This is a genomic window from Orbaceae bacterium lpD01, assembly GCA_036251705.1.
Taxonomy (GTDB): Bacteria; Pseudomonadota; Gammaproteobacteria; order Enterobacterales; family Orbaceae; genus Utexia; species Utexia brackfieldae.
In genome coordinates, this window is sequence record CP133959.1 from 1828878 (window position 1) to 1845611 (window position 16734).

General features: G+C 38.0%; 15 protein-coding genes. 7 read left to right on the top strand and 8 right to left on the bottom strand.

The features are described 5' to 3' along the window. Positions 1-38: 38 nt before the first annotated feature. Entirely contained in the window at positions 39-617 is a 579-nt protein-coding gene (locus RHO15_08175) for a cysteine hydrolase (protein WVD63450.1), read from the bottom strand. A 688-nt stretch (positions 618-1305) separates the two neighbouring features. Between RHO15_08175 and RHO15_08180 the strand changes: the two genes are divergently transcribed. The 4 genes from RHO15_08180 to RHO15_08195 all read left to right on the top strand — a co-directional run bounded on the left by RHO15_08180 (position 1306) and on the right by RHO15_08195 (position 5982). Then, positions 1306-2541, top strand: a complete 1236-nt coding sequence (locus RHO15_08180) for an MFS transporter (protein ID WVD63451.1) — start codon at positions 1306-1308, stop codon at positions 2539-2541. 451 nt (positions 2542-2992) lie between these two features. Continuing rightward, the gene (locus RHO15_08185) at positions 2993-4228 is read left to right on the top strand and encodes a M20 family metallo-hydrolase (GenBank protein WVD63452.1); all 1236 of its coding nucleotides are present in this window, start codon (positions 2993-2995) and stop codon (positions 4226-4228) included. Between the two features lie 21 nt (positions 4229-4249). After that, positions 4250-5047, top strand: coding sequence for a dihydroorotate dehydrogenase electron transfer subunit (locus RHO15_08190; protein ID WVD63453.1), 798 nt, complete (start codon positions 4250-4252; stop codon positions 5045-5047). Next, a complete protein-coding gene (locus RHO15_08195) occupies positions 5044-5982 on the top strand; it encodes a dihydroorotate dehydrogenase (protein ID WVD63454.1) in 939 nt (312 codons plus the stop codon). Before RHO15_08190 ends, RHO15_08195 begins: the two co-directional genes overlap by 4 nt. A gap of 56 nt (positions 5983-6038) precedes the next feature. Here RHO15_08195 and RHO15_08200 read toward each other — a convergent pair whose 3' ends face one another. The 6 genes from RHO15_08200 to RHO15_08225 all read right to left on the bottom strand — a co-directional run bounded on the left by RHO15_08200 (position 6039) and on the right by RHO15_08225 (position 12698). Continuing rightward, positions 6039-7430 carry a dihydroorotase family protein gene (locus RHO15_08200; protein ID WVD63455.1) on the bottom strand — a complete coding sequence of 464 codons (1392 nt, stop codon included), beginning with the start codon at positions 7428-7430 and terminating at the stop codon, positions 6039-6041. A gap of 260 nt (positions 7431-7690) precedes the next feature. Further along, positions 7691-8923, bottom strand: a complete 1233-nt coding sequence (locus RHO15_08205; GenBank protein WVD63456.1) for an MFS transporter — start codon at positions 8921-8923, stop codon at positions 7691-7693. Between the two features lie 460 nt (positions 8924-9383). Further along, positions 9384-10193, bottom strand: coding sequence for a pyrroline-5-carboxylate reductase (gene proC / locus RHO15_08210; protein ID WVD63457.1), 810 nt, complete (start codon positions 10191-10193; stop codon positions 9384-9386). 752 nt (positions 10194-10945) lie between these two features. Then, complete coding sequence (locus RHO15_08215) at positions 10946-11371, bottom strand: YcgN family cysteine cluster protein (GenBank protein WVD63458.1); 426 nt, start codon at positions 11369-11371, stop codon at positions 10946-10948. A gap of 4 nt (positions 11372-11375) precedes the next feature. Further along, positions 11376-12440 (bottom strand): lytic murein transglycosylase, encoded by a 1065-nt coding sequence (locus RHO15_08220; GenBank protein ID WVD63459.1) that lies wholly within the window; start codon positions 12438-12440, stop codon positions 11376-11378. Positions 12441-12449: 9 nt separating this feature from the next. Next, positions 12450-12698 (bottom strand): YcgL domain-containing protein, encoded by a 249-nt coding sequence (locus RHO15_08225; GenBank protein WVD63460.1) that lies wholly within the window; start codon positions 12696-12698, stop codon positions 12450-12452. A gap of 88 nt (positions 12699-12786) precedes the next feature. Here RHO15_08225 and minC point away from each other — a divergent pair, with 88 nt between their 5' ends. Genes minC through minE form a run of 3 tightly spaced genes read left to right on the top strand, consistent with a single transcriptional unit; the run spans position 12787 to position 14576 of the window. Beyond that, positions 12787-13455: a septum site-determining protein MinC gene (gene minC / locus RHO15_08230; protein ID WVD63461.1), complete on the top strand. Its 669-nt coding sequence runs from the start codon at positions 12787-12789 to the stop codon at positions 13453-13455. A gap of 34 nt (positions 13456-13489) precedes the next feature. Continuing rightward, positions 13490-14302: a septum site-determining protein MinD gene (minD, locus tag RHO15_08235; protein WVD63462.1), complete on the top strand. Its 813-nt coding sequence runs from the start codon at positions 13490-13492 to the stop codon at positions 14300-14302. Between the two features lies 1 nt (position 14303). Next, positions 14304-14576 carry a cell division topological specificity factor MinE gene (gene minE, locus RHO15_08240; protein ID WVD63463.1) on the top strand — a complete coding sequence of 91 codons (273 nt, stop codon included), beginning with the start codon at positions 14304-14306 and terminating at the stop codon, positions 14574-14576. A 56-nt stretch (positions 14577-14632) separates the two neighbouring features. Here the strand turns inward: minE and RHO15_08245 are convergent, their stop codons facing one another. Next, positions 14633-16438 carry a DUF3413 domain-containing protein gene (locus tag RHO15_08245; protein WVD63464.1) on the bottom strand — a complete coding sequence of 602 codons (1806 nt, stop codon included), beginning with the start codon at positions 16436-16438 and terminating at the stop codon, positions 14633-14635. Between the last annotated feature and the right edge of the window lie 296 nt (positions 16439-16734).

Here is a 16734-nt window from a genome sequence, read left to right on the forward strand (position 1 = left end):
AATGAAAAGGTCTTGATAATATCAAGACCTTTTTTCTTTCACGATAGTTCAGCCATCCACTCAGCAATCGAGGTAATTTTTGCCATTGGCTCTAATGCCTGCATGCTTTGCTGGTGCTGCTCAAGTGAAGCAGCTGCACACAACTCCTCTAACACCACAACTTTATAGCCCAAATCATGCGCCAGACGACTGGTATTTTCGATTGTCATAATCGAACTTACGCCACCCACCGTAATTTGTTCAATACCTTGTGACTTCAGCCAGTTATTAAGCTGATTACCGGCAAATGCACCGACACCTTTTTTAACAAAGTGCCTATCATCAGCTTGTTGAACCAACTCTTTAACCCAATCACAGCCAGAATGACTCAGTTTTAAAATACCTATCTGTTTAACGTGATTAAACATCGGTGAATGTTTTGGTATATCATGATAATCATCAGCAAAACCGACTTTAACCCAAACTACAGGAATGTGGTGTTTTCTGGCTAGTTCAGTGACTTTATTGGTTTTTGCAACCACTTGTCTTTTTATTGCTTGTTCAGTATTGGTACTAAAATGTCCCTGCTCACCAATGATATCTTCAATCAAATCTATAATTATGATCGCTTGTTTCATGATTAATTCCTCTATACTGTGCTTTATTTTAGCTGCCCTATTATCGATCGGTGTCATTTTTCTATTCGTCATACTATCGATAATAAAACAATTCGATTACTTACCTTATTCAAGTAACGTCTATAAATATTCTATTACAATCTAAAAAAAATAGACACTGATTAAACCATACTGTAATAGTTGGTAACGACAATTATTTCAGATAATCTAACTGCAACAATACTTAACATAGTACTGATTTTTTATTCCTATTAGGTATCGAAAAACAGCATAATCAAATCAATTAAACTGTCTATTTTTTGAGTGACAAATCACAATATTTAAACTTATCTATAAAAATATTATTTATTTTTGCTCAATAATTTGTTATTTTTCAGCTCAGTATATCATCACTTTTTTATTCAAGGTTTGCCTGATGAATGTTCAATCTCAACCTCAAACACTCGTTCACCGCTCTCGATATAATTTATGTTACTCTACTTTCGGTATCTTGCTATCGAAAAGACCATACCACAAAGTGAAAGTACCTAAAGTTCGTTTGCTTAAATTAGGCTAAATACTCTTCATATAATACCAAAAGGCGCTCGCTAACGCTTAACAGCACAGTCGCCCAATGCTCTGCATGTACAGGTTTAGACAAAAAACAATTTAGCTTTCAAAACTATTTTTATTGATAAAAGGAAACGAGATGAAAAATAAATATATGTGGACATCAATGTGTCTGTACATCAACTATTTTGTACATGGGATGGGTGCCATTATCCTTGCTCAAAATATGAATTTTTTGAAGATTCAATTATCCACCGATGATGCTGGTATTGCTTATGTCATATCAGGGCTCGGACTTGGTCGCCTGGTAGTGTTATTTATCATGGGGGCATTGTCAGATAAATTTGGTCGTAAGCCTTTTGTTTTCTTGGGCGGACTCTTCTATATTGGTTTCCTTTTAGGTATTCTTATCAGTCCGAATCTAGAGACGGCGTTTATTTTCGCCATCTTAGGCGGCATAGCTAACTCCACACTTGATGCCGGCACTTATCCAGCGCTCATGGAAGCCTTTCCTAAAGCAACGGGCACTGCATCAATTTTAACTAAAGCGGCGATTGCTGGTGGACAATTTATTCTACCGATAGTCATGACCATTATTATCCTCACGCATGCTTATTATGGTTGGTCATTTCTATTGTGTATTGTGATATTAATTATTAATGCATTAATCGTCTTAAAAATGCCCTTCCCGAATCATAAAAAACCCGTCGAAAAAGAGTTGGAGTCAGCTATCGATGAGATTGACGTTAATGCACCGAAATTAAAACAAAAAACCAACTTTTGGATCGAAGGGATCTGTTTTATCATTATTGGTTATACTGCGACCGCAACTTTCTATTTAATCTCTATCTGGTTACCTAAATTCTCATCCGCCATCGCTGGAATGAATGAAACTGCTGCGGCGCAAACAATCAGTTATTATGCAGTGGGCACCATTGCCAGTGTTATCTTGACCTCTATTTTAGTAAAAAGTCTCATTCGCCCTGTCTATATCGTGTTTATCTACCCAACACTTTCCGCATTAATGCTATTTATTTTGTACTTCTTTCCGCTGCCATTACTCTGTCAAATTGGCGGCTTTATTCTTGGTTTTACCGCTGCTGGAGGTGTGCTGCAACTGGCACTCACAACGATGGCAGAATTTTATCCACAAGGCAAAGGAAAAGTATTAGGGATATTCTTCTCCTCTTCCAGTATCGCCTCTTTTACTATTCCAGTCATTACGGGTATGTTATCCAACATTAATATTGCTTATATCATTCTTTTTGATGGCTTTATTGCGACGATAGGCGCTCTACTGGCAGTGGTCGTTATTTATCGTTATCATCGTGTTTTTGCTGTTTGTCATCACTCTAAAATGGCTAACGGTGACTAATTAAACCTATTTTTACTCACAAAAATACCTTATCACCGGTATTTTTGTGATATGTCAGTCATTCATCTCATATCGTTTTATTCGTTTTGATCTAGTTAATTTTTTTAATCTGGTTATAGCAAAATTAGATAGTTCGGAAATAAAGGAGTTATCTGAAATCAATCTGTCTAATTCTCTGAGCAAAGTATAAGTAATATCATTCGCTGAGCTTCTCAATATAAATAAAGCTACTGATAGCTGGGTGATAATTAAAAGATTTCATAAATCTATCGCCAATCCAGTTAATCTTTTTAATTAATTGTTTTTTATAACAATTATAAGTTGAAAATGACACTAAATTAAGATATCGCGAGTAAACTATCAGTTGTTGTCTGCAGCGAAATTGTCTAAAATTATACGCTTACAGTCTAAAAAATGAGACAGACTTCTCGCATAGGTTAAACAGGATAAAATGAGCTTAAATGAGCAGACACTTCACCATATTTGGCAACAATTGTCTACCTTTAATCGTGAATCAGCACAACCAGGATTAACTCGGCTTGCTTACTCTTTAGAAGATGAAGCCGCACTGCAGTTCATTCGAGAACTAGCCATAAAGCAAGGATTCGAAGTGAGACAAGATGCGGTGGGTAATCTATTTATCCGTTTACCTGGTCGCAATCGTTATCTGCCCGCCGTCGGGACCGGTTCTCATCTTGATAGCGTACCACAAGGTGGTCATTATGATGGTATTGTTGGCGTACTCTGTGGACTTTATGCGCTTAATCAATTTAGTTCAGGTCAACTCAACAGGGATCTTGAACTAATTGTTTTTCGATGTGAAGAGTCCAGCCGCTTTGGCCTCTCTTGTCTTGGTAGTAAAAGTTTGTTTGCCGAGCATGATCATACCCAATGGGCTTTAGCCAAAGATAATGAGGGTATTGATTTCTTTCAAGCGGTACAAGCTGCTGGTTATTCCATCAACCATATAAAACAGAATCATTTAGCCGATGACTATTTTTCAGCCTTTATTGAGGTGCATATTGAACAAGGTCAAACGTTAGAAATTAACCAAAAACAGATTGGGATTGTCACTGGTATTGCAGCGCCTACACGTTATCGGGTTGATATTCACGGCCACGCCGCACATTCTGGCGCAACGCCAATGACACATCGTCAAGATGCCTTAGTCAGTGCAGCCGAAATCATTCTCCAGGTAAAACAGCTCGCTGAACAGGAATCAATTTATAGTACAGTAGCGACGGTCGGAAAATTAATTGTTAGTCCAAATTCAATGAATGTGATCCCCGGCCACGTACAACTATTTATCGATATTCGAGGTATTGATATCCAAAGTATTCATCGTCTTGACCAGCAATTGGCACAACTTTTCGCCCATTTAAACGATCAAAAAATCGTTAAAATTGATCTGCTTAGATTATCGCATGAATTACCTCTCTTGCTTGATCAAGATATCCAGCATTTATTGAAGCAGCAGTGCGAAAATAGGCAAACCCAATATATGCTTCTCCCTAGTGGTGCAGGTCATGATGCGATGAATATGGCTAAACATTATCCAACCGGGATGATCTTTATTCCTTCTAAAGGCGGCATCAGTCATCATCATGAAGAGTATAGCCAATGGCAAGATATCATGCTCTCGGCTCAATTACTGACTAACACGCTTGCTGAATTAGCAAGTTGCTAAACAAAAAGGTATTAAAACAGCATGACCACTTTTGATCGTCAATCACAAATATTGAGTAATGAATGGGTTAATGAAGAGTATAAGCGCATCATTGTGAGGGTTGGGAAAGAAGCTGCACAGGTCGAACCTGGACAGTTTTTTAATTTACTTTGTCCGCAAACGGCACAAGATAAACCATTTTTTCGTCGTCCGATGAGTACTTATCATGCTGATCCTGAAACCGGCTGTGTTGAGTTTCTTTATAAGGTCGTGGGAGCAGGTACCAGAACCATTGCAACCTTAAAAGCCGGTGATACCTTACCGGTGTTAGGTCCATTAGGTCAAGGTTTTCATCTTCAAGATAATTATCAGCATATCCTAATACTTGGGCGTGGTGTTGGCTTAGCCACATTGGCACCATTGGCTGAAGCTGCTGCGGCTCGTAAACTAAAAATTACCGTTATCTTGAGCGCCAGAGATGCAAAAAGTTTAATGTCACAACATCGTTTTATTGCTGCCAAAGCCCATCTGATAGAGCTGACGGATACCGATAATTCCAGTCATCCTGATAATGTTGCCCGTGTCATTCGGCAAATACAGACAAAAAACCCCATAGATGCGGCTTTTACCTGTGGTTCAACACGTTTAACCAAACTGCTACAAACATTAGCCCATGAACTACAGTTTGACGGTGAAGTCGCCTTAGAGCAACAAATGGCCTGTGGTATTGGCATGTGTTATTGTTGCGTAAAACCCTTTAGATCGGAAGATCAGGCACCGAAAAGTAAACGCGTTTGTATTGATGGACCTGTTTTTAAGCTAAGTGAGGTGATCTTATGATTGATTTATCCACCAATATTCGTGGTTTTGTCTTACAAAATCCGATTATGCCCGCTTCAGGTACCTTTGATACAGAACTCTCTTCTATTATCGATTTTAATCGTTTAGGCGCGCTTGTCACCAAAACCTTTACCGCCGATCAACGAGCTGGCAATCCTATTCCCAGAGCCTGCGAGATGAGTAATGGTATGCTTAATGCCATTGGCATACCCAGTAAAGGCGTTGAATATTATCTCAACGAAACAGTCCCTTTTTACCAGCAGTTTAATGCGCCACTCATTACCAGTATTTCTGCTAATACTGCAGCTGACTTTGCCCAGCTGGCTAGCCAACTTAACGATATTGAGGGTATTAAGGCTATCGAAGCCAATATTTCCTGCCCCAATATCGAAGCGCATGGTAAAGCATTTGCCATGGAGGCGGAGTCAACTGGAAAAGTGGTCAAAGCACTTCGTCAAGCCACCAGCTTACCCTTATGGGTAAAGCTTACACCCAATACCAGCGATATTGTCAGTGTCGCGCAAGCCGCTGAAGCTGAAGGCGCTGATGCAGTGATTGTCGGCAATACGGTTCTGGCCATGGCAATTGATATTCAAACGCGTAGACCTAAATTAGGCAATATTATGGGTGGATTATCAGGACCGGCAATCAAGCCAATCATGATAAGAATGGTCTACCAGTGTTATAAAAATATTAATATACCGATTATTGGCTGTGGTGGAATCAGCACGGTAGAAGACGTGGTTGAATATCTGTTGGCTGGTGCCAGTGCTGTGCAGGTTGGTACCATGAATTTTATTGAACCGGCTATTATGACCCAGCTGATTGACGATTTAGCGCGATTTTGTCAGCAAAACGGCATCAAACAGATATCGGAACTAACCGGTGCAATTATTGATGACCAGTTTCCCGCATTAGAAGCCCTGCCTTATTAGCCATAAGATCGCATCAAACAAAAAGTAAGCTGCAGATGTAGCTTACTTTTAGCGCGTTACTTTATCGGTTTAAAGAATTTGCCCTGTAAATCATTAATCAGTTCGCCATCCTTAACAACGGTGACACCTCTAACGATTGTCCCAACCGGCAGACCTTTTACCTTCATGCCATCATAAGCCATCACTTTGCTTTTACTATGCAGCGCATCACGAGATAAGATTTTTTCTTTCGTCATATCCACTAACGTAAAATCAGCATCAGAGCCCACCGCAATCGCGCCTTTTTTAGGGTAAATATGGTATATATGAGCCGGATTTTCTGACATTAAGCCAACGACATCGGCCAAACTTAAACGTCCCTCATTTACTGCATTGAGCATCAACGGGACTTGGGTTTCAATGCCACACATTCCGGCGGGTACCTCAAATAAAGCACCCTGTTTTTCTTCTTGCGTATGAGGGGCATGATCAGAACAAATTGAGGTTATCGTACCATCAGCAATACCCTGCCATAAGGCATCTTGATCTGTTTGATATTTTATTGGTGGATAAACCTTCATCTCATTACCAACACGTGAAAAATCTTCATTGGTTAAAAATAGGTAATGAGGACAGGTCTCAGCCGTGATCGATACACCATCAAGCTGAGCCTGACGAATCAAATCCATCCCGGCTTTTGAGGTTAAGTGTAAAATATGTAGCGGTGTACCACTAGATTTTGCAAATTGAATGGCTAAACTAATTGTTGCGGCTTCAACTAAATCCGGACGTCCATCCAACAGAGCCTGATAATCACAGCGACCTTCTTGCTTAATTTGTTGGCTGAAACGACTCATCAGTTGACTATTTTCAGCATGAATCGCAAGTTGCTTACCGGTGGGTTTGACTGCGCGAAAAATATCATAAACTTCACCATCTGCCAGCGGTGCAATCAGATTAGGATCACCAGACTTATATTGATAAGCAAGTAAGTGGCTTTTTTTATCAATCGCATAGCCCCAGAAAAACTTAAAAGCAACCACACCGGCATCGTTGAGGTCACTTAATGACTGATTATTCAAATCGCCCAGGCAGAGTCCCCAAAGGGCAAAATCAACATTCGCTTTTGATTCAAGATTGACGATTTGCTGCTGAAGATGAGCAACCGAACTGATCGATGGATTAGTATTGGGCATCTCAAAAATAGCGGTAATCCCGCCCATCGCCGCCGCTAAAGTACTATGATAAAAATCTTCTTTGTAAGTCGCATGTGGATCACGAGAATGCACATGCGTATCAATCAAACCGGGTAAAACATATAAACCTGAGGCATCAGTCTCAGTCTCGGCTTGACCGAGATTAGCATCGGTTATGGCCGCAATTTTACCGGCTTTGACATAAATATTGGCTGAGATGAAATGACCATCACTGTATACTAAACCATTTTTAATCGCATGTTGCCATTGCATTGAAACCCCCTTCCCATTTCACTTTTTTTATGATGAGATCAATCTATTATTTCATTTTTTAATTCATTTTCAGCACGCAATAGATTGATTGTTGTCTTATAATTTTTAAAAAACTGATTGATCAATATAAAATTAAACGCTACATAGTTAATTTTTACTGACAAAAGATGATTTGACGATAATGACTAATGATATATTTTGACTAAAAAATGCTTTTAAAAAAGGTCACGCCCGAAAATCAATCATGACCTTGAAAACGGCTATTCTAACTCTTTATCTTTTGACTCAGGTATCAAAAATAGAAAGGCTAAAGCTGATAGTATATAAATACCCGAAAGTAGACCTAAGGCATAACTCAATGAGTATTGGAATGAGATATAACCAATAATCAATGGTGCAAATCCCGCAACCGCCCGTCCAATATTGAAGATAACATTTTCTGCGGTTGAACGCGCATCGGTAGGATAATGCTCCGCTAATAGTGCCCCAAAACCGCCCATCATACCATTAACAAAAAAGCCCAGCACCGAACCAAACAGGACCAGAATAACTATATCTTTTTGTCTGAAATAGATCCAAATCGCTATCGAGGCAACGACTAAAAAGATTAAATAAGAGGGACGACGGCCAATTTTATCGCAGAGCAAACCAAATGTCAGAATACCAATTGCCATTCCGATTGAGGTTGAAATGGTCCAGAAAGTCGTGCCTGTAAATTGCGCACCTAACTCTTTAGAGATCATCGTTGGCATCCAGCTCATAATCCCATAGAAGCCAAAATTTTGCACACTGGTCGCAATAATCAGACCAATTGTCGTAAGCGTTACTCGTCGACTGGAAAATAGTTTATTGATAGCAATCTTATTTTTATTGTTGCGTTTCAATTGCTGCCAAATTTCTGGCTCTTTCAAATTTTTACGTGTCCAGGCAACAAACAGAGCCGGTAAAATACCCACTAAAAACACGCCCTGCCATCCCCATTTTGGGGCGATTAAAAATACGGTTAATGTGGCAAGAATAATCCCAGCCTGGAAGCCTAAAGCCACAAAAGAGGTCGCACGTGAACGATACTTTTTCGGCCAAGTTTCTGTCACCAGCGTCATACCAATACCAAATTCGCCGCCTAAACCGAGTCCACTTAAAAAGCGAAAAAACATCAGCATTTCAAAATTGGTCGACAGCGCACAAAGGCCGGTAAAAATAGAAAAAATAATGATTGTCCATGAGAATACGCGAACACGGCCATATTTATCGGCCAATATACCAAAAACAATCCCGCCGACAACAGCACCGATCAAGGTTGCAGTATGTAAAGCGCCACCTTCAACATCCGAAAGACCAAAATAGCTCATAATCATGGGTAGACAGAATGCTAAGATCATCATATCTAAACCATCTAACGCATAACCGACCGTTGAGGCCCATAATGTTTTATATTGATAAGGTGTAATTTTATTCTCGTCTTGCATCTGTTTATTAGACCCCGTCTTCATTATTTTACCTCAATACGGAAAAAGAACACTTTTAATAATTGCACTATTCTAACCTGTGATGAAGCAGAATTATAATTAAAAATCTTTATAATAAATACGTAAAGAGTATCGACCTGTTATATCAGTGGTAGACTATTAATTAAACAGATTTGTTAAGTCATTACTGTTTCTCAAATTATGGCTAAAACCACTAAAAGCAGCAGAAATATCTCAGCTGTTTTGATGATTGAATTGAGTCTGCAACGCTATATCAGCCAGAAGCAATCAATAATAATGGCAGGTTATATTTGAGCACATATAAAAAATAACGGTTTAACAGTTATAAAACCATGCACAGCTAAAAGAATGAAATTATCATCTAAATAATTTCATTCTTAATACAGGTCTATTCAATATGGTATATCAGAAAATATCGTTAATCATTATCTCAAGGAATGGTTAACGATGAGTTCAATTTGATTTATTCACCGGATAGTTGTTTTGATTTATTAATACAGGCGGTTACTGCATCAATAATAGCTCCCCTAAAAGCTTTTTCTTCAAAAATTTTAACCGCTTCAATAGTAGTGCCGCCAGGGGAACAAACCATATCTTTTAATTCACCCGGATGTTTACCTGATTCTAAAACCATTTTAGCGGAGCCTAATACAGCTTGAGCTGCAAATTTATAAGCCTTTGCTCTCGGCATACCAGACAACACCGCGGCATCAGCAACCGCTTCGATAAACATGAAAACATAGGCTGGTGCGGAGCCACTGGCGCCAACTACCGCGTGAATGAGTGATTCAGGTACCACTTCTGTCGAGCCCAGACTATTAAACATCGTCGAAATGATGTTCAATTCATCCGCCGTTACATTCCTGTTTTCAGTGAGCGAACACATCCCTTCATTAACAAAAACTGGGGTATTAGGCATAACACGAATAATTTTATGCGCATCGCCTAATACTGTTTCCATATCAGCAATAGTGATACCTGCAGCAACCGATATAATTAAGGTTGAAGGCGATAATATGGCTTTAATTTTCTCTAGCACTGGTAAAATAACATAAGGTTTTACCGCCAAAAAAAGAATATCAGCATCTTGTGCCGCCTGTACTTCAGATTCAGCAGCCTTAATCCCCATTGTTTGACTTAAGGTTTGCAGTTGTTCCGGATGACGACCAAAAATCGTAATTTGATTAGCTGCCGCCATTTGACTATTAATTAAACCATTAATAATCGCTAGCCCCATATTACCGGGCCCAATCAGTCCAATATGCTGTTTCATTATCATCAATTCCTCTCAATAAATAGATTTAAAGTAACACAACAATTTAATTCATCACATTAACGTTCTTTATTTTTTAACGTTGTTCTCTAGTGAATTTTTTCTATAAAAGATATTTTTATCCGCATTCAACTTGATAAATTTCATGATAAAAATCAAAAAATTAGGTAAAAACAAAAAACTTACAATTTATTATCGAGCTATTTACCTAACCTGCAAAAAATGGCATTGAATTAAATAATGAAGTTTACTATATTTGGAGGCGCTGGTTAACTATTTGGATTTAAAGAAAACCCTTTTTGTCTCGTATTATGAATAATCTCTCTCAATGAAGATCTAAGTTGTTATGAGATCGATGACAAAACAAAACTGATTTGATCGGTTGCTTAGAGTCAGTGAATTAGCTAGTTTTGTTAAGTTAAAGTAACAACGAATAATACGAGGCACGTTTTACTTATAATTATAAACTTGATTCATTTTTTAGCAAGATTGATTAATAAGATTTTAAAGACGAATAAGATTAATTAACAGCAATACTTTGACAAATGACACTGGCCAAAAATCGTGTGTTAAGCAGTGTTAGGATTGCTGTTTTAGAGAACATTTGAATAAAGAAATTTACTTCGCACAAACTATAGAATTACGTACATTTTTAAATTAAATAATTCATTGTGACGTAATATGATTGCCCCTTTCAGCGCCTTATGGCGCTTTTTTTTATCATTCGATTTTATTTTCAAACTAAACCATCATCAGTCAGGTAGTATATGATCTTCCCAATAGATGACATCCTTTTCGTAAACAATGCGGTTACGAATCGATATCATTTGATTATGCATTTTTTCTTTATTTCCGGCGATTAATGGGTGCCAATCAAATAACGGCTGGTTGTTTAAAAGTAAGTTATAAGCACAAGTTTTAGGTAACCAGGGAATCGTTTTAACATTAATCTTAGTGAGTTTGATACAATCTGGCTCATAATCAAATCGTGTATCATAGTGCTTGCACTGACAAGTTTTACTATCTAATTGATCGCAAGCAACATTAGTATTGAAAATTTGATCCGTCTTTTCATCGATCAATTTATTCAAACAACAAAGTCCACAACCGTCACAAAGCAGCTCCCATTCCTCATCGGTCATTTCGTCTAACATTTTATTCTGCCAAAAAGGGATCATGCTTTTATTTCTCCGCCAAACTATCTGCAATCATACCGACACTGATAGCAAAGAAATAAGAACGATTCCAATGCATTAATGTTTTAAAGTTGCTATAAACTAAATATACTGATGTGCTATCTGCATCAGGTAAAATTAACCACGCTTTTTCATCATAATGAGGTCGGCTTTTTGCATCAGCAAAAATAATCCCTAATTGTTGCCATTGCAGTAAAGATTTTGCTTTATTATTATCCAATCCAGCTAGGGTTAAATCAAAATCTTTTGGCAAGGTAATCATATTGCCCCAATAACCAGCTGAGTTCCATCCCACCGTCGCCAGATAATTACCGATTGATGCCAATACATCATTGGTATTCGTCCATATATCGATAACGCCATCGCCATCACCATCTTTACCATATTTCAATAATGAAGACGGCATAAATTGATTCTGCCCCATTGCACCAGCCCAGGACCCTTTAAATTCATCCTTAGTAATATAACCTTTTTCAAGAATTTGTAAGGCAGCGACAAGTTCTCGACTAAAAAAAGCCTCGCGTCGACCTTCAAAAGCCAGCGTGGCCAATGCAGAGATGACATCATCTTTACCCTGGTAGCGCCCATAACCACTTTCAACACCCCATAATGCAATAATATAGGCTGCGGGAATACCGGTTAATGTTTCAGCGTGATTAACTTGTTCGTGAAATTCAGCCATTTTAGACGCAGCTAATTTCAAACGGCTCTCTGATGCGGCAATAGCCAAATACTGCGCTAAGGTCAGTTTTTTTTCCGGCTGATTTTTATCCGCAGTGATAACTCGATTCAAATGATAAACATCAGCAAAGCCTAATTCAATGACAGCTTCACTAATCCCATTTTCTCTGGCAAAAGTTTTCAATGCCTCAATGTAAGCAGGAAAATTATTCTCGGTTCGAGGTAAATTGAATAATACCGTTGGCGTATTTTGCTGGATTTTATCATTAGCCGTCGATACGGAAGCGACTTCAATCCGCTGATGACTACATCCTAATAAAAAAAGCGTAAACAGCAGCGGTGATACCATTTTTAAAAATTGATTGTCCATCCTATTCCTCTATTTAACGCGGAAATCATGCTCATTGAGCATCTGTAAAAAATACCCTTCAGCCTCTATTTTTTCTGAAATTTGCTCAGCAGTTGCCGCCATCATTTTACGCTGTCCGCTCAACCATAATTTCATGACAAAAATCGGCTTACCAAAAATAGACATCAATGTTTCTGGCACCGCAGAAAAATCATTTTCATGCGCAATATATAAATAACTATTTGGCTTTTTATTGCTACGATAAATAAAACACCACATATAAGAACAGTTTCCCTTGCCTAACCTTGGGACTAATTATAACATAGACACAATATTTTCAATAACGACAAAATAGATTAAACATATCATGCCTCAAGAATCGGCTATCGAATTTAAAGGAAGTTCATTTACGTTACCTGTTATTCATCTTAACAGTGATAATCGTCAGTCTATCGAAACTGAACTTATTGCAAAGATTAATCAGGCACCTAATTTGTTTACCCAAGCATCGGTGGTCGTAAATGTAGCTCTACTTAAAGATGATTTTGATCTCTGCGCAGTAAGTGACGCAATCGTCTCTGCAGGTATTAATATTGTTGGATTCAGTGGCTGCAATTCGGCTAAAAAGAAGCTCATCCATGAACTGGGTTTTTCAGTAATTAATGAAGGAAAAGCGCAAGTTGTTTCACAACCGGCTTATCAATCACCGCTTTATCTCACAACGCCATTACGCTCAGGCCAACAAGTTTATGCGAAAAATCGTGATCTGGTAGTCTGTAATCTGGTGAGTACAGGCGCTGAAATTATCGCTGATGGCAATATTTATATGTTTAATACGCTACGCGGCAAAGCAATTGCTGGCGCAAATGGCAATCTTGAAGCGAAGATATTTTGTACGCATCTTGAAGCTGAATTGATTTCTATCGCAGGTAATTATTGGATTAGTGAGCAAATTCCGGCTAAGTTTTATAAACAAGCCGCTATGATTAATTTATGTGAAAATATATTACAAATAGAAGAATTAACAATAACTTAAATTAAATTAAATTCAATTAATAAATGAGGATGACATGACAAAAATTATCGTCGTTACTTCTGGTAAAGGCGGGGTAGGTAAAACTACCTCTAGTGCAGCGATTGCAACTGGACTTGCGCAACAAGGGAAAAAAACAGTCGTCATCGACTTTGATATCGGCCTACGAAACTTAGATTTAATTATGGGCTGTGAACGCCGTGTTGTTTATGATTTTGTTAATGTAATCCAAGAAGAAGCCACTTTAAATCAGGCATTAATCAAAGATAAAAGAACAACCAATCTCTATATTTTACCTGCCTCACAAACGCGAGATAAAGATGCCTTAACAATTGAGGGCGTGGAAAAAGTGCTTAATAATCTAAAAGAGATGGAGTTTGACTTTATTATCTGCGATTCACCTGCTGGCATCGAAACTGGCGCATTGATGGCACTCCATTTTGCCGATGAAGCTATCATCGTGACAAATCCAGAGGTCTCCTCGGTACGCGATTCTGATCGTATTGTCGGTATTTTAGCGTCAAAGTCTAAACGTGCATTAGATAATGCTGAACCGATAAAAGAACATCTTTTAATCACTCGTTATAATCCAAAACGTGTTGATAATGGTGAAATGCTCGGGGTTGAAGATATTTTAGAGTTACTACGCCTTCCTTTATTAGGGGTCATTCCGGAAAGTCAGGCCGTATTGAAAGCATCAAATCAGGGAGAACCCGTTATTCTTGATCATCAATCTGACGCTGGGCAAGCTTATGCAGATGCCGTTGCTCGTTTACTTGGCGAAGAGAAACCTTTTAGATTCATCAGTGAAGAAAAGAAAGGCTTTCTAAAACGACTGTTTGGAGGTTAATATGGCGATGCTCGATTTCTTCCTTTCACGTAAAAAAAATACGGCAAATATAGCCAAAGAAAGACTACAAATTATTGTTGCCGAAAGACGCCGTAGCGATAGTGAACCAAGTTATTTACCCCAGTTAAGAAAAGATCTACTGGAAGTGCTCGGTAAATATGTCAAAATCGATCCCTCAATGATGTCATTGCAGTTTGAACAAAAAAGTGAAGATATTACCGTGCTTGAGTTAAATGTCACCCTACCGGATGATGATGCTGAGATAAAAAAGTAAGCTATATCATCATAGCTAAAGTACAAAGGCTGTTTTTACAGCCTCTGTTTTTTCTACTAGTTAGTGACCATAAATCGACGATTGCTGGTCATAAGCTGTAAAAATGTTCCCAGACTAAGCTTTTCATCTTTTAATTCCTGATGATTGTCATCATAGATTTTATAATGACCTAAACTATCGATAACAACTGTCTTCTCAGGATAAAGCGCCGCAATAGCAGTCTCATTACCTGCAATCAACCAGTTTCTCTTCTCAGGTAATTCCAATAGATTATAACCTTGCGAATATTTTGAAGATGGTGTTGTAACACCAAGTTCATTCTCCATTAACGTTCGCATAATATCAACATGTGAGGAAGGTTTATCAATAACTTGAGCCTCTTTATTTGGCCATGCCAAGACCAGAGGCACGGCTAAGAAATCGCGGTCGAAACGATCTTTATTATTTGAGAGCATTACTTTATTACCCTGCACATCAACACCATGCGTTGCTGTAATGATCACAATGGTATTTTTATTTAAGTTACTATTAGCTAAATAACTCAAAACACGCGAGAGCTGCTTATCAATTTGTTGTAACGAACGTTGATACTGTTTTAATGTCAGGACGGTCGAATCTGCTCGGTTATTCGAATCATCAGTAATCTGATAATTGATCAAAGAAAACCAGGGCGCTCGTCGCTTGTCTGAATCCAGATTATCCATCCAATCGAGCCAATTATCCGTCACAACGTTATTAGTTAACGGCTCAGACTTAGGTAGACTAAAATTAGATAATAAAGCTGTTTGATAAAGCGGTAAATTAAATCCATCTGCTGAAAATAGCCCTAAATTATAGTTCTGTTTTGCTATCGTGTTCAGTAAAACCGAAGACTGATGGTTAACCATAATACTATTATAATAATTAGGATCGATACCATAAAATAGGGAGAACAATCCAAGCGACTCACTGCCACTAGCACTATAATGCTGAGTATAATTCATATTTTGCTGAGCAAATGCCATTAACACGGGCATATTATTTTCAGATAACATCGCGGGGGATAGGCTATCAATCGTGATAAATAAGATATTATCAGGAGATACAGGCGGATTATAATTAATTTCAGTTAAAGGATATTCTACTGCTATCGCAAAAGGATTGCCCTCTTGAATCTCACGTTGATTATAATCATAAGACGAGATAAAGCCATATTTCATTAAAAAATGACGGGCGGTCATCGGATAGGACAATGGTAGACTTGATCGCTGCATGGTGATCGGTCGATAAAAATTGGCATCCGCCCAGATATGGATTAAGTGCGAAGATAAAAAACTCAAAATAAGCACTATCACTACGGGCTTAGCATACTTTCTTCGTTTCGTCAGGCTGCGCAGTTTTTTCCAGCACCAAATTGAAAAGAGTGTCTCAACTAAAAAGATAATCGGTACGAAGATAAAGAGTTTCTGCCAATCGCGAATTAAGGTGTTCTGATTAGATTCTGTGACAATGTTCCAGATGGTGATATTAAGATGCATTCTAAAACGTAAAAACACCTCTACATCAATCAAAAGCAGCGTAACACCTACTGTGGCAATAATTGTTGCGATTATCCGTAACCATCTTGATGAACGAATAAGAAAACTAAGCGGAAAAAGAAAAATAATATAAACAATAAAACATAAAAAACTAAACTGTCCGATTGTACTTAAAATAGCATATAAACGCCCCATAAAGGTGGCTGGCCAATCTGCAATCAAAACATATCGACTACCAAGCAGTGTAACGATAAATATATTAAAAAGTGTAAACCAGTGACCCCAACTGATAATCTGGGAAATATCATCATCGTGCTGATGTTTATTTTTTATTTTAAGTATCATACCGCTTCGTATATTCATTCTGGTTGAGGAAAGATGCCTGCTTAGCAAGTTTAATTACTGATGCTAAATTGATTTAATCAAATATTGAGACAGATTATTGTCGTGCTTCCTTTTCAATTTTCATGGTGATACGGCCTAGAAGACGTTTTATCTCCCAAAGTTACACCATTATTGAAAAATAAATTGCTTGTTAGTTTACCGCATTTTAATCAATCTTTCTGTAAAAATTTGATCGGTTATAAGAATAATTCCTGTATAATTACCTGAATTATTCATTAATAGATAAAAGAACATAC